This window comes from Nocardioides sp. YIM 152315 (assembly GCF_029210375.1).
Lineage (GTDB): Bacteria > Actinomycetota > Actinomycetes > Propionibacteriales > Nocardioidaceae > Nocardioides.
Map to the genome: position 1 here is coordinate 1 of NZ_JARGER010000039.1, position 14661 is coordinate 14661.

A 14661-nucleotide genomic window follows, 5' to 3' on the forward strand; every position below is an offset into this window, starting at 1 on the left:
GAGGGCAAAGTCACCGGAACCTTCCTTACAGACAGGACTTCGTCCTTCCTCAACCACCGGTGCCCAGCGCTCAGATGTCGGTCGGCATCACGTTGGTGCCCTTGCGCATCCGCTCGCGGTAGCTGCCGGTCGGGAAGTCCCGGTCCTTCAGCTTCTCCATGAAGCCGCGCAGGGTGCGCGTCCCGTACGCCGGGGCGACGTGGTCGACCACCGACCAGTACTTCGCGGCCTCGAGGTAGAAGACGACCGGCTTCAGCTGCCTGCTGACCCTGCCGAGCCGGCGCAGGCGCGCGATCTTCTTGTCCCAGCTCGCCATGGTGATGACTTCCCAGTCGGGTGTCCGCCCGTTGATGTCGAACATCATCTCGCCGGCACCCCTGAGGGTGACGGCGTTGTCGGCGGTCCACGGGCCGCCGACCGGCAGCACCCGGCCGATCGCGTCGTCGGCGAGCACCTGGTTGACGATGAACTCGGCCAGGTCCTCGCGGGCGATCGGGTTGACGACGTTCCACTCGCCGTGGTCGTAGATGCGGTACCGGCCGCCGTTCTTGACGTCACCGAAGGCGACCGACAGGTAGGGGAAGTACGCCGTGGGCCGCACGATCGTCCACGGCACGTGGCCGTGGTGCTGGCCGATCAGCTCGCCCTCGACCTGGAGCTTGTAGACCTGCGGGATCAGCTCGGGGCGGTAGGCACCGAAGTCGCTGACGTGGATGAACTGCCGCACCTCGTGGGCGACGGCGGCCTTGATGCCGTTGACGACGGCCTCGTGGTCGACGAGGCGGCAGTCCTCGGCGTCGTTGGGCCGCCGGCCGCTGAGCAGCGAGATCACGACCGCGGTCGGCGCGACGTCGACCGCGGACCTCACGTCGGCGGCACGGGTCGCATCGCCGACGATGACCTCGGCGCCGGCGTACTCCGCCTCGCTCTCGACCTCGGGGCTGCGGGCGAGCACGGCGGGCCGGTAGCCGCGGCGCGCGAGCTCGGGCACCAGCGCCCGGCCGATGTAGCCGGTGCCCCCGAGGACGAGCACTCGCTCGCCGTCGCCCATGCCCGTCGGCCCGGTGGCGTACGAGATCGACGCGGTCGTCAGGATCCGCTGGAGCAGCGCGTGGCTGTGCCGCTGGGCCGCGCCGGCGTCCAGGTCCGTGATCGTGCTGAAGGCCATGAATAGATCATATACGGTTCCTGTCGTCGAGCGGCACGATCCACGCCGCCAGCCAGAGCTGCGTCAGCGGCCCGATCGCCAGCGCGTAGAGCACCGTGCCGATCCCGAGGGTCCCGCCGAGCAGCAGCCCGATCAGGACGACCGCGACCTCGAGGCCGGTGCGCACCAGCCGCAGCGACCGTCCGCTGCGCCGGGCGAGCCCGGTCATCAGGCCGTCGCGCGGACCGCGGCCGAGCTGGGCGCCGATGTACATCGCGGTCGCGAGGCCGCACAGCACGATGCCGCCGACCATCAGCGCGATCCGCAGGCCGAGACCGCCGGGGCGGTCGAGGACGGCCAGGGTGGCGTCGGCGGAGAGGCCGACGACGATCGCGTTGGAGATCGTGCCCAGCCCCGGCTTCTCCCGCAGCGGGATCCAGAGCAGGAGCACCACGAAGCTCATCACGACGACGGCCTGGCCGAGCGTGATCGGCACGTGCCGGATCAGGCCGGAGTGCAGCACGTCCCACGGCGCGAGCCCGAGGTCGCCGCGGACCATGAGCGCGAGCGAGACGCCGTACGCGACCAGCCCGGCGTACAGCTGCGGCAGCCGGCGTCCCAGCCGCCCGGCGCGCAGCTGCGCGATCGGGCCGAGGTCGCTGAGCTCTCGGCGGGGTGCGGGGGCGATCGTGCTCACGGAACCATTCTCGCGTCGATTGGCCTTCTCTGAAATAGCCAATCGTGCGAGAGTGGCCCGCATGACGCGCACCATCGGCGCCGCCCGGGTGGCCACCCTGGTCGCCGGCTTCGACCGCTCCCCCGCGTACGCCGGCCTGGCCGACGCCCTCACCCTGCTGATCGGCGACGGCCGGATCGCGGTCGGCACCCGGCTGCCCAGCGAGCGGGAGCTGACCTCGGCGCTCGGCGTCTCGCGCACCACCGTGACCCGCGCCTACGCCGCGCTGCGCGAGAGCGGGTACGCCGAGGCGCGGCGCGGCGCGGGCACGTTCACGCGGGTGCCCGGCGGCCGGGCCCGGGCGCACGACCGCGCGCTGCTCCCGCGCCCCGGCGACACCGACGCCATCGACCTCAACTGCGCGGCCCCGTCGGCGCCACCGGGCATCGCCCGCGCGTACGCCGACGCGACGGGCGACCTCCCGGCGTACCTCGGCGGTCACGGCTACTTCCCCGCCGGGCTGCCCGAGCTGCAGGCCGCGATCGCCGCGACGTACGACGCGCGCGGGCTGCCGACCGATCCCGAGCAGGTGATGATCACGCCGGGTGCGCTCACGGCCGGCGCGGTGGTCGCGCAGGCGTTCACGAGCCCCGGCGACCGGGTGCTGGTCGAGTCGCCGACCTACCCCAACGCCACCGACGCGCTGCGGCACGCCGGCGCGCGACTGGTGCCGAGCGAGGTCGACCCCGAGGGCTGGGACCTCGACGCGGTCGCGGCCACCCTGCGCCAGACCGCGCCGCGGCTGGCCTACCTGATCCCCGACTTCCAGAACCCGACGGGCCACGTGATGACCGCGGCCCAGCGCGAGGAGTACGCCGGGCAGCTGCGCCACAGCCGGACCACCGCCGTCGTCGACGAGGCCCACCAGGCGCTCGCGCTCGAAGGCCAGTCGATGCCGCTCCCCTTCGCCGCCTTCGCGCCGGACACGATCACGATCGGCAGCGCCAGCAAGGCCTTCTGGGGCGGGCTGCGCCTCGGCTGGATCCGCGCCCCGCGCGATCGGATGGAGCGCCTCACCCGGGCCCGCGTCTCGCTCGACCTCGGCGCGCCGGTCCTCGAGCAGCTCGTGCTCGTGCGCATCCTCGCCGACGCCGAGGCCGTCCTCGCCGCGAACCGGGCCCGCCTGCGCGAGCAGCGCGACGCCCTCGCCGACGCCGTCGCCGAGCTGTTGCCCGACTGGCGGTTCCACCTCCCGGCGGGCGGGCTGGCGCTGTGGTGCCGACTGCCCGCCGCGCTCGGCACCACACTGGCCGCCGAGGCCGAGCGCCGCGGCGTCATCGTCGCCCCCGGCCCCGTCTTCGCCGCCGAGGGCGGCCTCGACACCTTCGTCCGCATCCCCTGGACCCGGCCCGCCGACGAGCTCGCCGAGGCGGTGCGCCGCATCGCCGACGCGTGGGCGGCCGTGCGGTCGCGGCCCACCCCGGCGGGCCGCGCCAGCCGGGTGATGGTCGCCTGACCACCTGAAATATATCGTCTATGTTTGGTCCATGAGCGCGATCACCAGGGGACGCAGGTTCGCCCTCGTCCTGCCCTCGACCAACACGTCGGTCGAGCGCGAGTTCCACCACCTCCGCCCGCAGGACTGCTCGTGGCACACCGGTCGGATCATGATCGAGGCACCCGCGCTCGACTCCGCCGCCGCGTTCGGCGCCTTCCGCGAGTGCCTCAACGAGGCGCTGCCGAGCGCACTGGAGGTCGTGATGACCTGTCGTCCCGAGTACGTCGTGATGGGCATGTCGGCCGAGACGTTCTGGGGCGGGGTGCGGGGCAACGCGGCGTTCGAGCAGCACGTGCGCGATCTGACCGGGCTCGAGGTGACGACCGGCGCGACCGCGGCCCGCGAGGCGCTGAGAGCGTTCGGGGCGAGACGGATCGGCATCGTGACGCCCTACCAGCCGGTCGGGGACGAGCAGGTCGTCGCCTACTTCACCGAGCTCGGGTTCGACGTCGCCGCGATCAAGGGCCTCTGCTCTGCGTCGGCGACCTCGATCGCCGACGAGACGCCGGAGAGGCTGCGCGCGGCGTTCCTCGCGGTCGACGGCCCGGACGTCGACGCGCTGGTCCAGTGCGGCACCAACCTCGAGTGCATCGCGGTGGCCGCCGAGCTCGAGCGCGAGCTCGGCAAGCCGGTCATCGCGATCAACCTCGCGACCATGTGGCACGCGTTCCGCGCCAACGGGATCCGCGACCGGATCTCCGGCTACGGCTCCCTGCTCGAGTCGCACTGACACCCGGAGCACCATGGGCGACCACGTCGTGCCCGTGCCGATGCGGACGTCCGGGTCGCGACCGCCGGTGATCTCAGTCGAGGTTGACGGCGCGGGTCGAGGACGCCGCCATCGCCGACCGGATGTCGTCGAGCGTGTCGGCGCCGATCGCCGAGTCGACCGAGAGGGCCACGAGCGCCAGGCCGCCGCGGGTCTGACGCGAGACCTGCATGCCGGCGATGTTCACCCCGGCCTCGCCGAGGATGCCGCCGACCGTGCCGACCATGCCCGGCCGGTCCTCGTAGGTGAAGAACGCGAGGTGCTCGGTCGGCTCGATGTCGACGTCGAAGCCGTTGACCTCGACCAGCCGCTCGCGCTGGCCGATGCCGACGAGCGTGCCGCTCGCCGAGACCAGCGACCCGTCGGCCAGCGTCCCGCGGATCGTGATCAGGCTGCGGTGGTCGGGGCTCTCGGGGTCGACGACCAGCCGCACCGCCATGCCACGCTCGGCCGCGAGCAGGGGTGCGTTCACGTAGGAGACCTGCTCCTCGACGATGTCGGCGAAGATGCCCTTGAGGGCCGCGAGCTCGAGCACCTTCACGTCGAAGTCGGTGATCTCGCCGCGCACCTCGACGTCCACCTGCTGGGCGACCTCGCCGGCGAGACCGGTGAAGACCCGGCCGAGCTTCTCCGTCAGCGGGATGGCCGGGCGGACGTCCTCGGCGATCACGCCGCCCTGGACGTTGACCGCGTCGGGCACCAGCTCGCCGGCGAGCGCGAGCCGCACCGACCTGGCGACCGCGAGGCCGGCCTTCTCCTGCGCCTCGGCCGTGGACGCGCCCAGGTGGGGGGTCGCGACGACGTTCTCGAGCTCGAGGAGCGGGCTGTCGGTGCACGGCTCGACCGCGAACACGTCGAGGCCGGCGGCAGCGATCCGGCCCTCCTTGAGGGCGGCGTACAGGGCCTGCTCGTCGACGATCCCACCGCGGGCGGCGTTGACGAGCACCAGTGAGGGCCTTGCCTTCGCGAGCTCGTCGGCACCGATCAGGCCGGCGGTCTCGGTGGTCTTCGGCAGGTGCACCGACATGAAGTCCGCCTCGGCGAGGAGCGTGCCGAGGTCGACGAGGCGCACGCCCATCTGGGCGGCGCGGCCGGCCTGCACGTACGGGTCGTAGGCGATCACCCGCATACCGAACGCCGAGAGCCGCTGGGCGACCAGCACGCCGATCCGGCCGAGCCCGACGATGCCGACCGTCTTCTCGTAGAGCTCGGTGCCGGTGTAGCGCGAGCGCCTCCACTCGCCGGCCCGGAGCGCCGCGTGCGCCGGCGCGACGTGGCGGGCCGCCGCGAGCATCAGCGCCACGGCGAGCTCGGCGGCGGAGACGATGTTGGAGGTCGGCGCGTTGACGACCATCACGCCGGCCTGGGTGGCGGCCCGGACGTCGACGTTGTCGAGGCCCACGCCCGCCCGGGCGACGACCTTGAGCCGGCGCGCGACGGCCAGCGCCTCGGCGTCCACCTTCGTCGCCGACCGCACCAGCAGCGCATCGACGTCGACGATCGCGGAGAGCAGCTGGTCGCGATCCGCGCCGTCGCAGTGACGGATCTCGAAGTCCGGGCCCAGCGCCTCGACGGTGGCGGGGCTCAGCTCCTCGGCGATGAGTACGACGGGCAGGTTCACAGCGATCCGTTTCGTCGACGGTGCGGTACGGGTGGCCGGTGCGGGACGGCCGGCGCGGCACGACGCTGTGCTCCTTCGCGACACTACCCGACCGGCGCCGGTAATCGACTGGCGTCCGCCTGTCGTCCCCGCCTACGCTCGTCCGGTCCCACTCCCTCCCGCAGGCAGGTTCTCTTGGAGCTCTGAGGTGTCCCTCGACCGCCACCTCATTCTGGAGCTCTGCCATGCCCGCATCCACCGCTGTCATCACCGCGTCCGGCCTCGGCTTCGCCTGGCCCGACGGCTCCCCGGTCCTCCGGGATCTCGACCTGCTGGTCTCCTCCGGCCGCTCCGGCCTCGTCGGCGTCAACGGCGCCGGCAAGTCGACCCTGCTGCGCCTGGTCGCGGGCGTGCTGCGCCCGACCGCCGGCCACCTGGCCGTCGCCGGCGAGGTCGCCTACCTGCCCCAGGACCTCACGCTCGATGTCGCGCAGGCGGTCGAGGAGTTCCTCGGCATCGGTGCCGTGCGGCGCGCGATCCGTGCCGTCGAGTCCGGTGACGTCGACCCCCGTCACCTCGAGTCCTACCTGGACACCATCGGCGACGACTGGGACGTCGAGGAGCGGGCGGTCGCCGAGCTGGGCCGGCTCGGCCTCCCCGACGACGTGCTCGACCGGAGCCTCGGCGAGCTCTCGGGCGGCGAGGTCACCCAGCTCGGCCTGGCCCGGCTGCTCCTGCGCCGGCCCGACGTGCTCCTGCTCGACGAGCCGACCAACAACCTCGACGCCGACGCGCGCCGCCGCCTCTACGACGTCGTCGACGGCTGGAGTCGCTCGCTGCTGGTCGTCAGCCACGACCGCGAGCTGCTCGAGCGGATGGACCGCATCGGCGACCTCCGTGGCGGGTCCGTGCGGTGGTACGGCGGCGGCTACTCGTCGTACGCCGCCCAGGTCGCCGCGGAGCAGGAGGCTGCCGAGCAGGCGGTGAGCGCGGCGCGCTCCGACCTGCGCCGCCAGCGCAACGACCGCGTCGAGGCCGAGCGCGTGCTCGCGCAGCGGCGCCGGCAGGGCAGGAAGGCGGCCGAGACCCGGGGCCTGCCGCGCATCGTCGTCGGTGCGAAGAAGCGCGCCGCCGAGGAGTCGGCCGCGAAGTACCGGCGCGTCCACGACGACCGGCTGGAGCAGGCGCGCGACCGCCTCGACGAGGCGGAGTCCCGGCTGCGCGAGGACCGGGAGATCCGCATCGACCTGCCCGGCACCGAGGTGCCGCGCGGTCGGGTCGTGCTGGCGACCGACGAGCTGGCCGTCAACGGGCCCGAGCGGATCGGCGTCGTCGGCCCCAACGGCTCGGGCAAGACCACGCTGCTGAACGCGCTCGTCGCGCAGGCGCAGGTCCCGGTCGCGCTGCTCCCACAGCGGCTCGACGTCCTGGACGACGCCGACACGGTCTTCGGCAACGTCGCGCGTCGCGCACCCGGCGCGGACGCCAACACGGTCCGCGCCCGGCTGGCGCGCTTCCTCTTCCGGGGCACCGCCGCCGACCGTCGGGTCGGCGACCTGTCGGGCGGCGAGCGCTTCCGGGCGACGCTCGCCGCGCTGCTGCTGGCCGACCCCGCCCCGCAGCTGCTGCTGCTCGACGAGCCGACCAACAACCTCGACTTCGCGTCGTACGACGCGCTCGTCTCGGCGCTCGACTCCTATCGCGGGGCGCTCGTCGTGGTCAGCCACGACGCGACGTTCCTCGACGACGTCGGCGTCGACCGGGTCGTCGACCTCGGAGCCCCGACGACTGACGGAGACTAGGCCGAGAATGGCGGCGGCCAGGCAGGCCGTAGCTTCCGGGAGATCTCACTCGCGAGCCCCTCGTGACCGCGGGCGGCGGTGGCTCCTCCACCCTTTGGGGCCGGGAGAGGGTGCACTTCCCACCGCCGGACCCGCCGAGCGCCTACCGGGCGGTGGCCCCTGCACCGTTTCCGGTGCGAAGAAGGTGGACAGCCCACCGCCACCCCACCGCCCACCCCGCAGCCCGCCCGGAAACTCCCGTGCCGCGGCCGACGACTCCTGAGAGGGTGTCGGCATGCCCGAGATGCACCTGCCGACCGAGCGCCTGCTGATCCGCCCGTGGCGGCACGAGGAGGCCGACCGGCTGCTCGACATCCTGGGTCGTCTCGAGGTCGTGAGGTGGCTCGGCGACGGCGAGCCGGTGGTGATGAAGGACCTCGACGAGGCGCACGCGCGGATCGATCGGTACGCCGAGCGCGACGCGCCGCCGCTCGGCACGTGGGCCGTCGAGCGGCAGGCGGACGGGCTCGTCGTCGGCACCGTCCTGCTGCTCACGCTGCCGAACGCGGAGCACGGCGAGGTCGAGATCGGCTGGCACCTGCACCCCGACTCGTGGGGACACGGCTACGCCAGCGAGGCCGCGGCCGCGGTGCTGGCCCACGGCTTCGCCGGTGGCCTGCCCGAGGTCATCGCGGTCAGCCACACCGACAACTGGCCGTCGCAGGCCGTGATGCGACGGATCGGCATGGAGGACCGCGGCACTGTGGAGAAGTGGTACGAGGGCGAGTCGGCCTGCTTCGCGATCACCGCCGAGCAGTGGGCAGCGGCTCAGGCCTCGAACAGCGCCTGACCGACGTACTCGCCGGCGGCGGCACCGGGAGGGGCGGCGAAGAGGGCCGAGCCGGTGACCTTGAGGTACTCCATGAGCGCGTCGGACTTCGCCATCGCGTTCTGGATCGGGATGAACTGGGTGTCGGGGTCGCGCACGAACGCGATGAAGAAGAGCCCCGCGTTGAGACCGCCGAGGGCGTCGGAGCCGTCGACGAAGTTGTAGCCGCGACGCAGCATCCGCGCGCCGCCGTGCGAGTCGGGGTGCACGACCCGGACGTGCGCGTCGCGCGGGATCACGGGGCCCTGGCTGCCGGGCATCGTGAAGTCGGGCTCGCTGAACTCGGTGCCGCCCGAGAGCGGTGCGCCGGACGCCTTGGTGCGCCCGACGAACTCCTCCTGGTCGCCGAGCGGCTGCCGGTCCCAGACCTCGATCGTCATGTTGATCCGCCGGGTCACCAGGTAGGACCCGCCGACGAGCCAGCCGGCCCGCGCGTCGTCGTCCGGCGCGACCCAGACCTGCCGCTCGACGGCGTCGGTCTCCTCCGCCTTGATGTTGGCGGTGCCGTCCTTGAACCCGAACAGGTTGCGCGGAGTCGACTGCGAGGTCGACGTGGTCGACGTGCGCCCGAAGCCGAGCTGCGACCAGCGGACGGCGACGGTGCCGAAGCCGAGGCGCGCCAGGTTGCGGATCGCGTGCACCGCGACCTGCGGGTCGTCGGCACACGCCTGCACGCAGAGGTCGCCGCCGGACTTCTCGGGGTCGAGCACGTCGGCCGGGAAGTGCGGCAGCGCGCGCAGCGCCGCGGGCTGCCGGTCGGCGATGCCGAACCGGTCGCGACCGTGCGCGTCGCGGAAGAGCGTCGGGCCCAGGCCGAAGGTGATCGTCAGCCCGCTGGCCGACAGCCCGATCGCCTCGCCGGTGTCGTCGGGCGGCAGGTCGACCGGCCCGTCGGTCGGGCCGACGTCACCGGCCGGCAGCCCCTGCGTCATCCGGTCGGCCGCGTCGGTCCAGGCCTTCAGGAGCGCGATCAGCTGCGCCCGCGAGCCCGTCGTGACGTCGAACGCCGCGAAGTGCAGTCGATCCTGGGCCGGGGTCGTGATGCCCGCCTGGTGTGCACCGCGGAACGCGAACGCGTCCTCGCGACCCGAGGTCGGCGTACCCTCGGCCGCCGTCGCGCGGCCCGCCGCGAACGCACCGGCGGCCAGGCCGGCCGCGGCCACACCGCCGCCGACCAGGCCCCTCCGGGAGATGTGCTCGGTCAGGACAGCACCGCCGCGGTGAGCTGGGACAGGGGCTCGGAGAGCGCGTTGACGGCGTTGGAGAGCTGCTGGACCTCGTCCTGGCTGAGCTCGTCGTAGTAGGTGAAACCGGTGTCGGTCTTCTGCGCGTCGAGCAGCGTCTGCAGCGCCGCGAACCGCTCGGTGAGCGTCGTCGCGAGCTCCGCGTCCTTCTGCTCGACGATCGGCTGGACGCCCTCGTAGGCGACGCGGGCGCCGTCGACGTTGGCCTGGAAGTCCCACAGGTCGGTGTGCGACCAGATCTCCTCCTCACCGGTGACCTTGCCGGTCGCGACCTCCTCGAGCAGGCCGCGCGAGCCGTTGGCGATCTGGTCGACGGTGTAGGTCAGCTTCTGGACGCGCTTGTCGAGCGTCTCGGTGTTCGTCATCAGGTCCTCGGCGTACGTCGCCCGCGCCTCGTCGGTGAGCGGGGTGTAGCCCGCGGCCGGCGGCCAGAGGTCCTTCTCGATCCGGTGCCAGCCGGTCCACTCCTGGCCCTCCTCGAGGTCGGCCTCGCGGGCGTCCATCATCGGGTCGAGGTCGCCGAAGGACTCCGCCACCGTCTCGATCCGCTCCCAGTGCACCCGGGCGTCCGGATAGAGGGCGCGCGCCTCGTCGTCCTGGCCGGACTCGTAGAGCTCGACGAACTGCTCCGTCTTCGCGACCAACTGGTCGGACTGGTCCTGCACGTAGGCCTGGTAGTTCTGCAGCGCCTGGTCGACCAGCTGCTGGTCGTCGGCGGAGACGGCCGGCTCGTCGCCGGACTTGCTGACGGTGAAGTCGGCACGGATGCCGTCCCCCTTCATGCCCGGCTTGCACGCCGTGACGTAGGTGCCCGCGGGCGCGTTGACGACCAGCTCTCGGGAGAGCTGCGGGCCGATGTTCTCCACCTCTCCGACGATCCGGAGGCCGTCGTCGCCGAGGAGGTAGAACTCGGTGACCTGCGACCCCTCGTTGGTGACGTCGAAGGTCAGCGTGCCGGACGGCGCGTCGACCGCCGAGAGCTCGCAGCCCTCGTCGGTCGAGGTCACCGCGACCGTGCGGGCGTCGCCCGAGTCGGAGTCGTCGCCGCGGGTGTTCTCGGTGCAGGCGGCGAGCAGCGGGACGGCCACCACGAGGGCGACGATGACGGTCTTGCGCATGCGGGGTTCCTTCAGCTGACGGAGGTCGGGGTCTTGGTGGGCGCGACGGTGCGCCGGCGGGCGGAGAGGAGGAAGAGCGTCATGACGGGCACGACGTACAGGAACCAGACGGTCGCCTCGAGGACGGTCGTCTGCGGGGAGAAGTTGAAGATGCCCTTGAGGAGCGTGGCGTACCAGGTCGTCGGGTCGATCGTGTCGGAGACGTCCCACGCGAGGCGGTGCAGGCCGGGCAGGATGCCGGCCTCCTGCAGGTCGTGGACGCCGTAGGAGAGCACGCCGGCGGCGACCAGGATCAGGAACGCACCGGTCCAGGTGAAGAACCTGCTCAGGTTGATCGAGATCGCGCCGCGGTAGAGCAGGTACCCGAGGACGACCGCCGTGGCGATGCCGAGGCCGGCACCGACCAGGGGCTGCCACGTCGCGTTGCTGTCGCGGGAGACCGCCTCGGTGGCCGACCACAAGAAGAGCGCGGTCTCGAGGCCCTCGCGACCGACCGCGAGGACGGCGACCAGCACGAGGCCCCACCAGCTCCCTTCCGCCGCCGCGTCGATCTGGCCGCGGAGCTCGCCGCTGAGCGACCGGGCGGCGCGCGCCATCCAGAAGATCATCCAGGTGACGAGGCCGACCGCGACGATCGACAGCGTGCCCCCGATCGCCTCCTGCGCCTCGAAGGTGAGCCCGCGCGGACCGTAGAAGAGCGCGAACCCGAACCCGAGCGCGACGGCGACGGCGATGCCGACACCCAGCCAGATCCGCGGCAGCAGCTCGCGCCGGTCGGTCTTGACCAGGTAGGCGACGAGGATGCTGACCACCAGCGCGGCCTCGAGGCCCTCCCGCAGGCCGATCAGGTAGTTCGCGAGCACGCACCGGATCGTACGCCGAGCGGTTAGGTTTGCCTAACCTTGGGTTCCACCCCGTCAGATCGGGCAGCCGTCCGGCCCGCACGCCTCAGCGTCGCCGCCGACGGCCTGGAGCACCGGATGGGCGTCGGCCCACGCCTGCTGCAGCAGCTGCGCGAAGACCTCGCTCGGCTGGGCGCCGGAGACTCCGCACTTCTCGTCGATGACGAAGAACGGCACGCCGGTCGCGCCGTACGCGCGGGCCCGGGCGACGTCGGCGGCCACGGCGTCGGCGTACTCGTCGCCGGCCAGGATCTCGCGGACCCGTGCCTCGTCGAGGCCGACCCCCGTCGCGATCTCGGTGAGCACGTCGTGGTCGCCGATGTTGCGGGCCTGCTCGAAGTACGCCGAGAGCAGGGTCTCGTTCAGATCGCGTTGGAGCTCGGCGCCGCCGGTCTCGAGCGCGAGGTGGAGCAGGCGGTGGGCGTCGACGGTGTTGGTGTGCACGGTCTCGAAGAGTCGGAAGGCCAGTCCCTCCTCGGCGGCGAGGTCGACGAGCTGCTGCTGCATCTGGCGCATCTCGGCCTCGCTGCGGCCGTACTTGCGCGCGATGACGCCCGTGCTCAGCTCGTGGCCGTGGCGCGGGGCGCCGGGATCGAGCTCGAAGGAGCGGTAGACGACCTCGACCTCGTCGCGCTGCGGGAACTCGGCGAGGGCGGTCTCCAGGCGACGCTTGCCGACGAAGCACCACGGGCAGACGACGTCACTCCAGATCTCGATCTTCACGCCGGGGCAACCACGACCGACGACGCCTTGTTCCGCGGCGGGTCTCGAGCTCACGCGGCCGGCAGGGTGACCGTGAACGTCGTGCCCTCCCCCAGCCGCGAGCCCACGTCCACCCGCCCGCCGTGGCGCTCGAGGATCGTGGCGACGATCGCCAGGCCCAGACCGGTGCCGGGCTCGCGCAGGGCGTCGGGGTTGGTGGTGCGGAAGAACGCCCGGAAGAGCCCCTGTCGGTCGTCCTCGGAGATGCCGAGCCCCGTGTCGGCCACACCGAGCACGACCTCGTCGGCGCGACGGGCGGCGGAGACCGTGATCGTCCCGCCCGCGGGCGTGTACTTGACGGCGTTGCTCACCAGGTTGCCGACGAGGCGGTCGAGCTCGACCGGGTCGCCGGGCACGACGAGCTCGTCGGGCTCGAGGTCGACGGTGAGCGTGACGCCCTTGGACGCGGCGGTGAACTCGACGAGCGAGACCACGTCACGGGTGACCGAGCGCAGGTCGACCGGCACCCGCTCGAGCGGGTGGTGCGGGTTGCTGACCCGCGCGAGCAGGAGCAGGTCGTCCACCACCTTGCCCATCCGCTGCGCGCCCCGGCTCATCGCCCGGTGGCAGCGCTCCGCACCGGGATCGAGCTCCATCGTCCCGAGCAGCTCGAGGTTGCCGGAGATCACCGTGAGCGGCGTGCGCAGCTCATGGGAGAGCGTCGCGACGAGCTGGCTGCGGTAGTCGTCGATCTGCTGGAGCTCGTGCACCAGGTTGCGCTCCCGCTCCAGCGCGCGCGCCGTCATCAACGCGGCGCCGAGGTCGTGCCCGATCTGGAGTGCGGAGTCGATCTCGGCCTGGGACCACGACGACTGGTCCGCGTGCCGCGACAGCGCCAGGAAGCCCACGCACTCGTCGCCGACGCCCAGGGCGATGCCGAGCACCGAGGCCACGTCGCGCTGGACGAGGTGCTCGCGGATCTCGGCCGGCAACCCCGCCGGGATCGTGTCGGCGGTCAGCACGGCCGGACGCTGCTCGGCCCACAGGGTCGGCGCGACCTTCTCGACGACCTCGACCAGGTCCGGCGCCAGCGGGAGGAGCTCACCGGTGTCGGCGCGCAGGACCCCGACGCTCGGCCCGTCGGGCTGGAACACCTGGAGCCACGAGCCCCGGGCGTCGAAGCCGGTGACCAGCGGGCCGTGCGTGTGCCGCAGCACGTCCTCGACCGAGCCGTGCGTGGGCCGCGACGCCGACCGGATCAACCGACGGGCGGACTCGGCGTGGGCGACCTGCTGGAGCAGCGCCTGGCGCTCGAACAGCGTCAGGACGGCACGCTCCGCCTGCGCGGCGTACCTCTCGAGAAGGCTCCGTTGACGGTCGTCGGGCCGCCGGCCGCTCGACGGGCGGTCGACGGAGAGGATGCCGACGACGCCACCGTCGTCGCCGCTGAGCACGGCGAGCAGGCCGTCGTCGGGCCGCCAGGCGTCGGAGGAGTCGGCAGCGTCGGTGGGCACCTGCTCGATCTCGACCCAGTGGCCCTCGAGCTCCTCGAGCGCCGTCGCCTCGATGAAGCGCAGCCGCGGGCCCCACGTCTGTGCCCGCGCCAGCACGGGCTCGATCACCGAGACCGGGTCGCTCTCCTCGAGGAACTCACGGTGCTCCTCGGGGCCGGTGTAGGCCAGCGTCACGAGCTCGTCGCCGAGCACCACCGACAGCGCGGCCACCTCGAACCCGACCATCTCGGCCACGGACTCGACCATCAGCTGGAGCACCGCGCGCGCCGACGAGTCCGACCATGTCGCGTGGTCGTCGGGCTTGCTCTCGGGTGCGTCGGTCGCCACGGGACGAAACTATCGTCTTCGGCGCCCCGATCAGCGTTCACTGACCGACGTGACGAGCGTGTCAGCCGACCTCCTTCCACGGGTCGTGGTCGGCCAGGATCCGGTCGACCCGGGCCTGATCGAGCCGGGAGACGACGTACTGACTCTCCTGGGCGTCGCGCACGCACTTGGCGAGGCTGAAGGCGGACGTCGTGAGGAAGACGGTCCCGAGGGCGAGGAAGGCCTTGGGCCATGGCTCGCCCGGCAGGTAGAAGATGGCGACCAGCATCGTGAAGAGGGCCAGGCCGAAGGCGATCGCGGACTGGGCGTAGAAGGCCGTGGTGTTCTTGGAGGAGCGGTTCGGAGTGTCCATGCGAGGAGTCTCGGCGCCCCGGCGACGCTGCCGCATCGGTACGGATACTCATCTCCGCCACCACCCGGTGCCAGACTGCCGT

At 72.6% G+C, this 14661-nt stretch carries 13 protein-coding genes; 4 read left to right on the top strand and 9 right to left on the bottom strand.

What is annotated here, in order from left to right:
- Window positions 1-70 precede the first annotated feature (70 nt).
- Together PZ894_RS16410 and PZ894_RS16415 are read right to left on the bottom strand one after the other, a co-directional pair.
- A complete protein-coding gene (locus tag PZ894_RS16410) occupies window positions 71-1168 on the bottom strand; it encodes an NAD(P)H-binding protein (RefSeq protein ID WP_275746430.1) in 1098 nt (365 codons plus the stop codon).
- Window positions 1169-1175: 7 nt separating this feature from the next.
- Window positions 1176-1844 carry a hypothetical protein gene (locus PZ894_RS16415; RefSeq protein WP_275746431.1) on the bottom strand — a complete coding sequence of 223 codons (669 nt, stop codon included), beginning with the start codon at window positions 1842-1844 and terminating at the stop codon, window positions 1176-1178.
- 61 nt (window positions 1845-1905) lie between these two features.
- On the opposite strand from PZ894_RS16415, the gene PZ894_RS16420 reads away from it, so the two are divergent.
- Together PZ894_RS16420 and PZ894_RS16425 are read left to right on the top strand one after the other, a co-directional pair.
- Window positions 1906-3339 (top strand): PLP-dependent aminotransferase family protein, encoded by a 1434-nt coding sequence (locus tag PZ894_RS16420; RefSeq protein ID WP_275746433.1) that lies wholly within the window; start codon window positions 1906-1908, stop codon window positions 3337-3339.
- Between the two features lie 31 nt (window positions 3340-3370).
- Window positions 3371-4111, top strand: coding sequence for a hypothetical protein (locus PZ894_RS16425; protein ID WP_275746435.1), 741 nt, complete (start codon window positions 3371-3373; stop codon window positions 4109-4111).
- A gap of 73 nt (window positions 4112-4184) precedes the next feature.
- Here the strand turns inward: PZ894_RS16425 and serA are convergent, their stop codons facing one another.
- Window positions 4185-5771 carry a phosphoglycerate dehydrogenase gene (serA, locus tag PZ894_RS16430; protein ID WP_275746437.1) on the bottom strand — a complete coding sequence of 529 codons (1587 nt, stop codon included), beginning with the start codon at window positions 5769-5771 and terminating at the stop codon, window positions 4185-4187.
- A 224-nt stretch (window positions 5772-5995) separates the two neighbouring features.
- On the opposite strand from serA, the gene PZ894_RS16435 reads away from it, so the two are divergent.
- Both PZ894_RS16435 and PZ894_RS16440 read left to right on the top strand, forming a co-directional pair.
- Window positions 5996-7552, top strand: coding sequence for an ATP-binding cassette domain-containing protein (locus tag PZ894_RS16435; RefSeq protein WP_275746438.1), 1557 nt, complete (start codon window positions 5996-5998; stop codon window positions 7550-7552).
- A gap of 274 nt (window positions 7553-7826) precedes the next feature.
- On the top strand, window positions 7827-8381 hold the full coding sequence (locus PZ894_RS16440) for a GNAT family N-acetyltransferase (protein ID WP_275746439.1): 555 nt from the start codon (window positions 7827-7829) through the stop codon (window positions 8379-8381).
- Here the strand turns inward: PZ894_RS16440 and efeB are convergent.
- The 6 genes from efeB to PZ894_RS16470 form a co-directional block, all read right to left on the bottom strand.
- Entirely contained in the window at window positions 8360-9583 is a 1224-nt protein-coding gene (efeB, locus tag PZ894_RS16445) for an iron uptake transporter deferrochelatase/peroxidase subunit (protein WP_275746440.1), read from the bottom strand. The genes PZ894_RS16440 and efeB overlap by 22 nt on opposite strands.
- A 38-nt stretch (window positions 9584-9621) precedes the next feature.
- Complete coding sequence (efeO, locus tag PZ894_RS16450; RefSeq protein WP_275746441.1) at window positions 9622-10782, bottom strand: iron uptake system protein EfeO; 1161 nt, start codon at window positions 10780-10782, stop codon at window positions 9622-9624.
- A gap of 11 nt (window positions 10783-10793) precedes the next feature.
- Complete coding sequence (gene efeU / locus PZ894_RS16455) at window positions 10794-11645, bottom strand: iron uptake transporter permease EfeU (protein ID WP_275746443.1); 852 nt, start codon at window positions 11643-11645, stop codon at window positions 10794-10796.
- Between the two features lie 54 nt (window positions 11646-11699).
- On the bottom strand, window positions 11700-12407 hold the full coding sequence (locus tag PZ894_RS16460; RefSeq protein ID WP_275746445.1) for a DsbA family oxidoreductase: 708 nt from the start codon (window positions 12405-12407) through the stop codon (window positions 11700-11702).
- Between the two features lie 50 nt (window positions 12408-12457).
- A complete protein-coding gene (locus PZ894_RS16465) occupies window positions 12458-14227 on the bottom strand; it encodes an ATP-binding protein (RefSeq protein ID WP_275746447.1) in 1770 nt (589 codons plus the stop codon).
- A gap of 61 nt (window positions 14228-14288) precedes the next feature.
- Entirely contained in the window at window positions 14289-14579 is a 291-nt protein-coding gene (locus PZ894_RS16470) for a YiaA/YiaB family inner membrane protein (RefSeq protein WP_275746449.1), read from the bottom strand.
- Between the last annotated feature and the right edge of the window lie 82 nt (window positions 14580-14661).

Coding starts and splice junctions, on each gene's coding strand:
- PZ894_RS16425 (WP_275746435.1), top strand. CDS start 3,371: ATGAGCGCGATCACCAGGGGACGCAGGTTCGCCCTCGTCCTGCCCTCG.
- PZ894_RS16470 (WP_275746449.1), bottom strand. CDS start 14,579: ATGGACACTCCGAACCGCTCCTCCAAGAACACCACGGCCTTCTACGCC.
- PZ894_RS16435 (WP_275746438.1), top strand. CDS start 5,996: ATGCCCGCATCCACCGCTGTCATCACCGCGTCCGGCCTCGGCTTCGCC.
- PZ894_RS16410 (WP_275746430.1), bottom strand. CDS start 1,168: ATGGCCTTCAGCACGATCACGGACCTGGACGCCGGCGCGGCCCAGCGG.
- PZ894_RS16420 (WP_275746433.1), top strand. CDS start 1,906: ATGACGCGCACCATCGGCGCCGCCCGGGTGGCCACCCTGGTCGCCGGC.
- efeO (WP_275746441.1), bottom strand. CDS start 10,782: ATGCGCAAGACCGTCATCGTCGCCCTCGTGGTGGCCGTCCCGCTGCTC.
- PZ894_RS16440 (WP_275746439.1), top strand. CDS start 7,827: ATGCCCGAGATGCACCTGCCGACCGAGCGCCTGCTGATCCGCCCGTGG.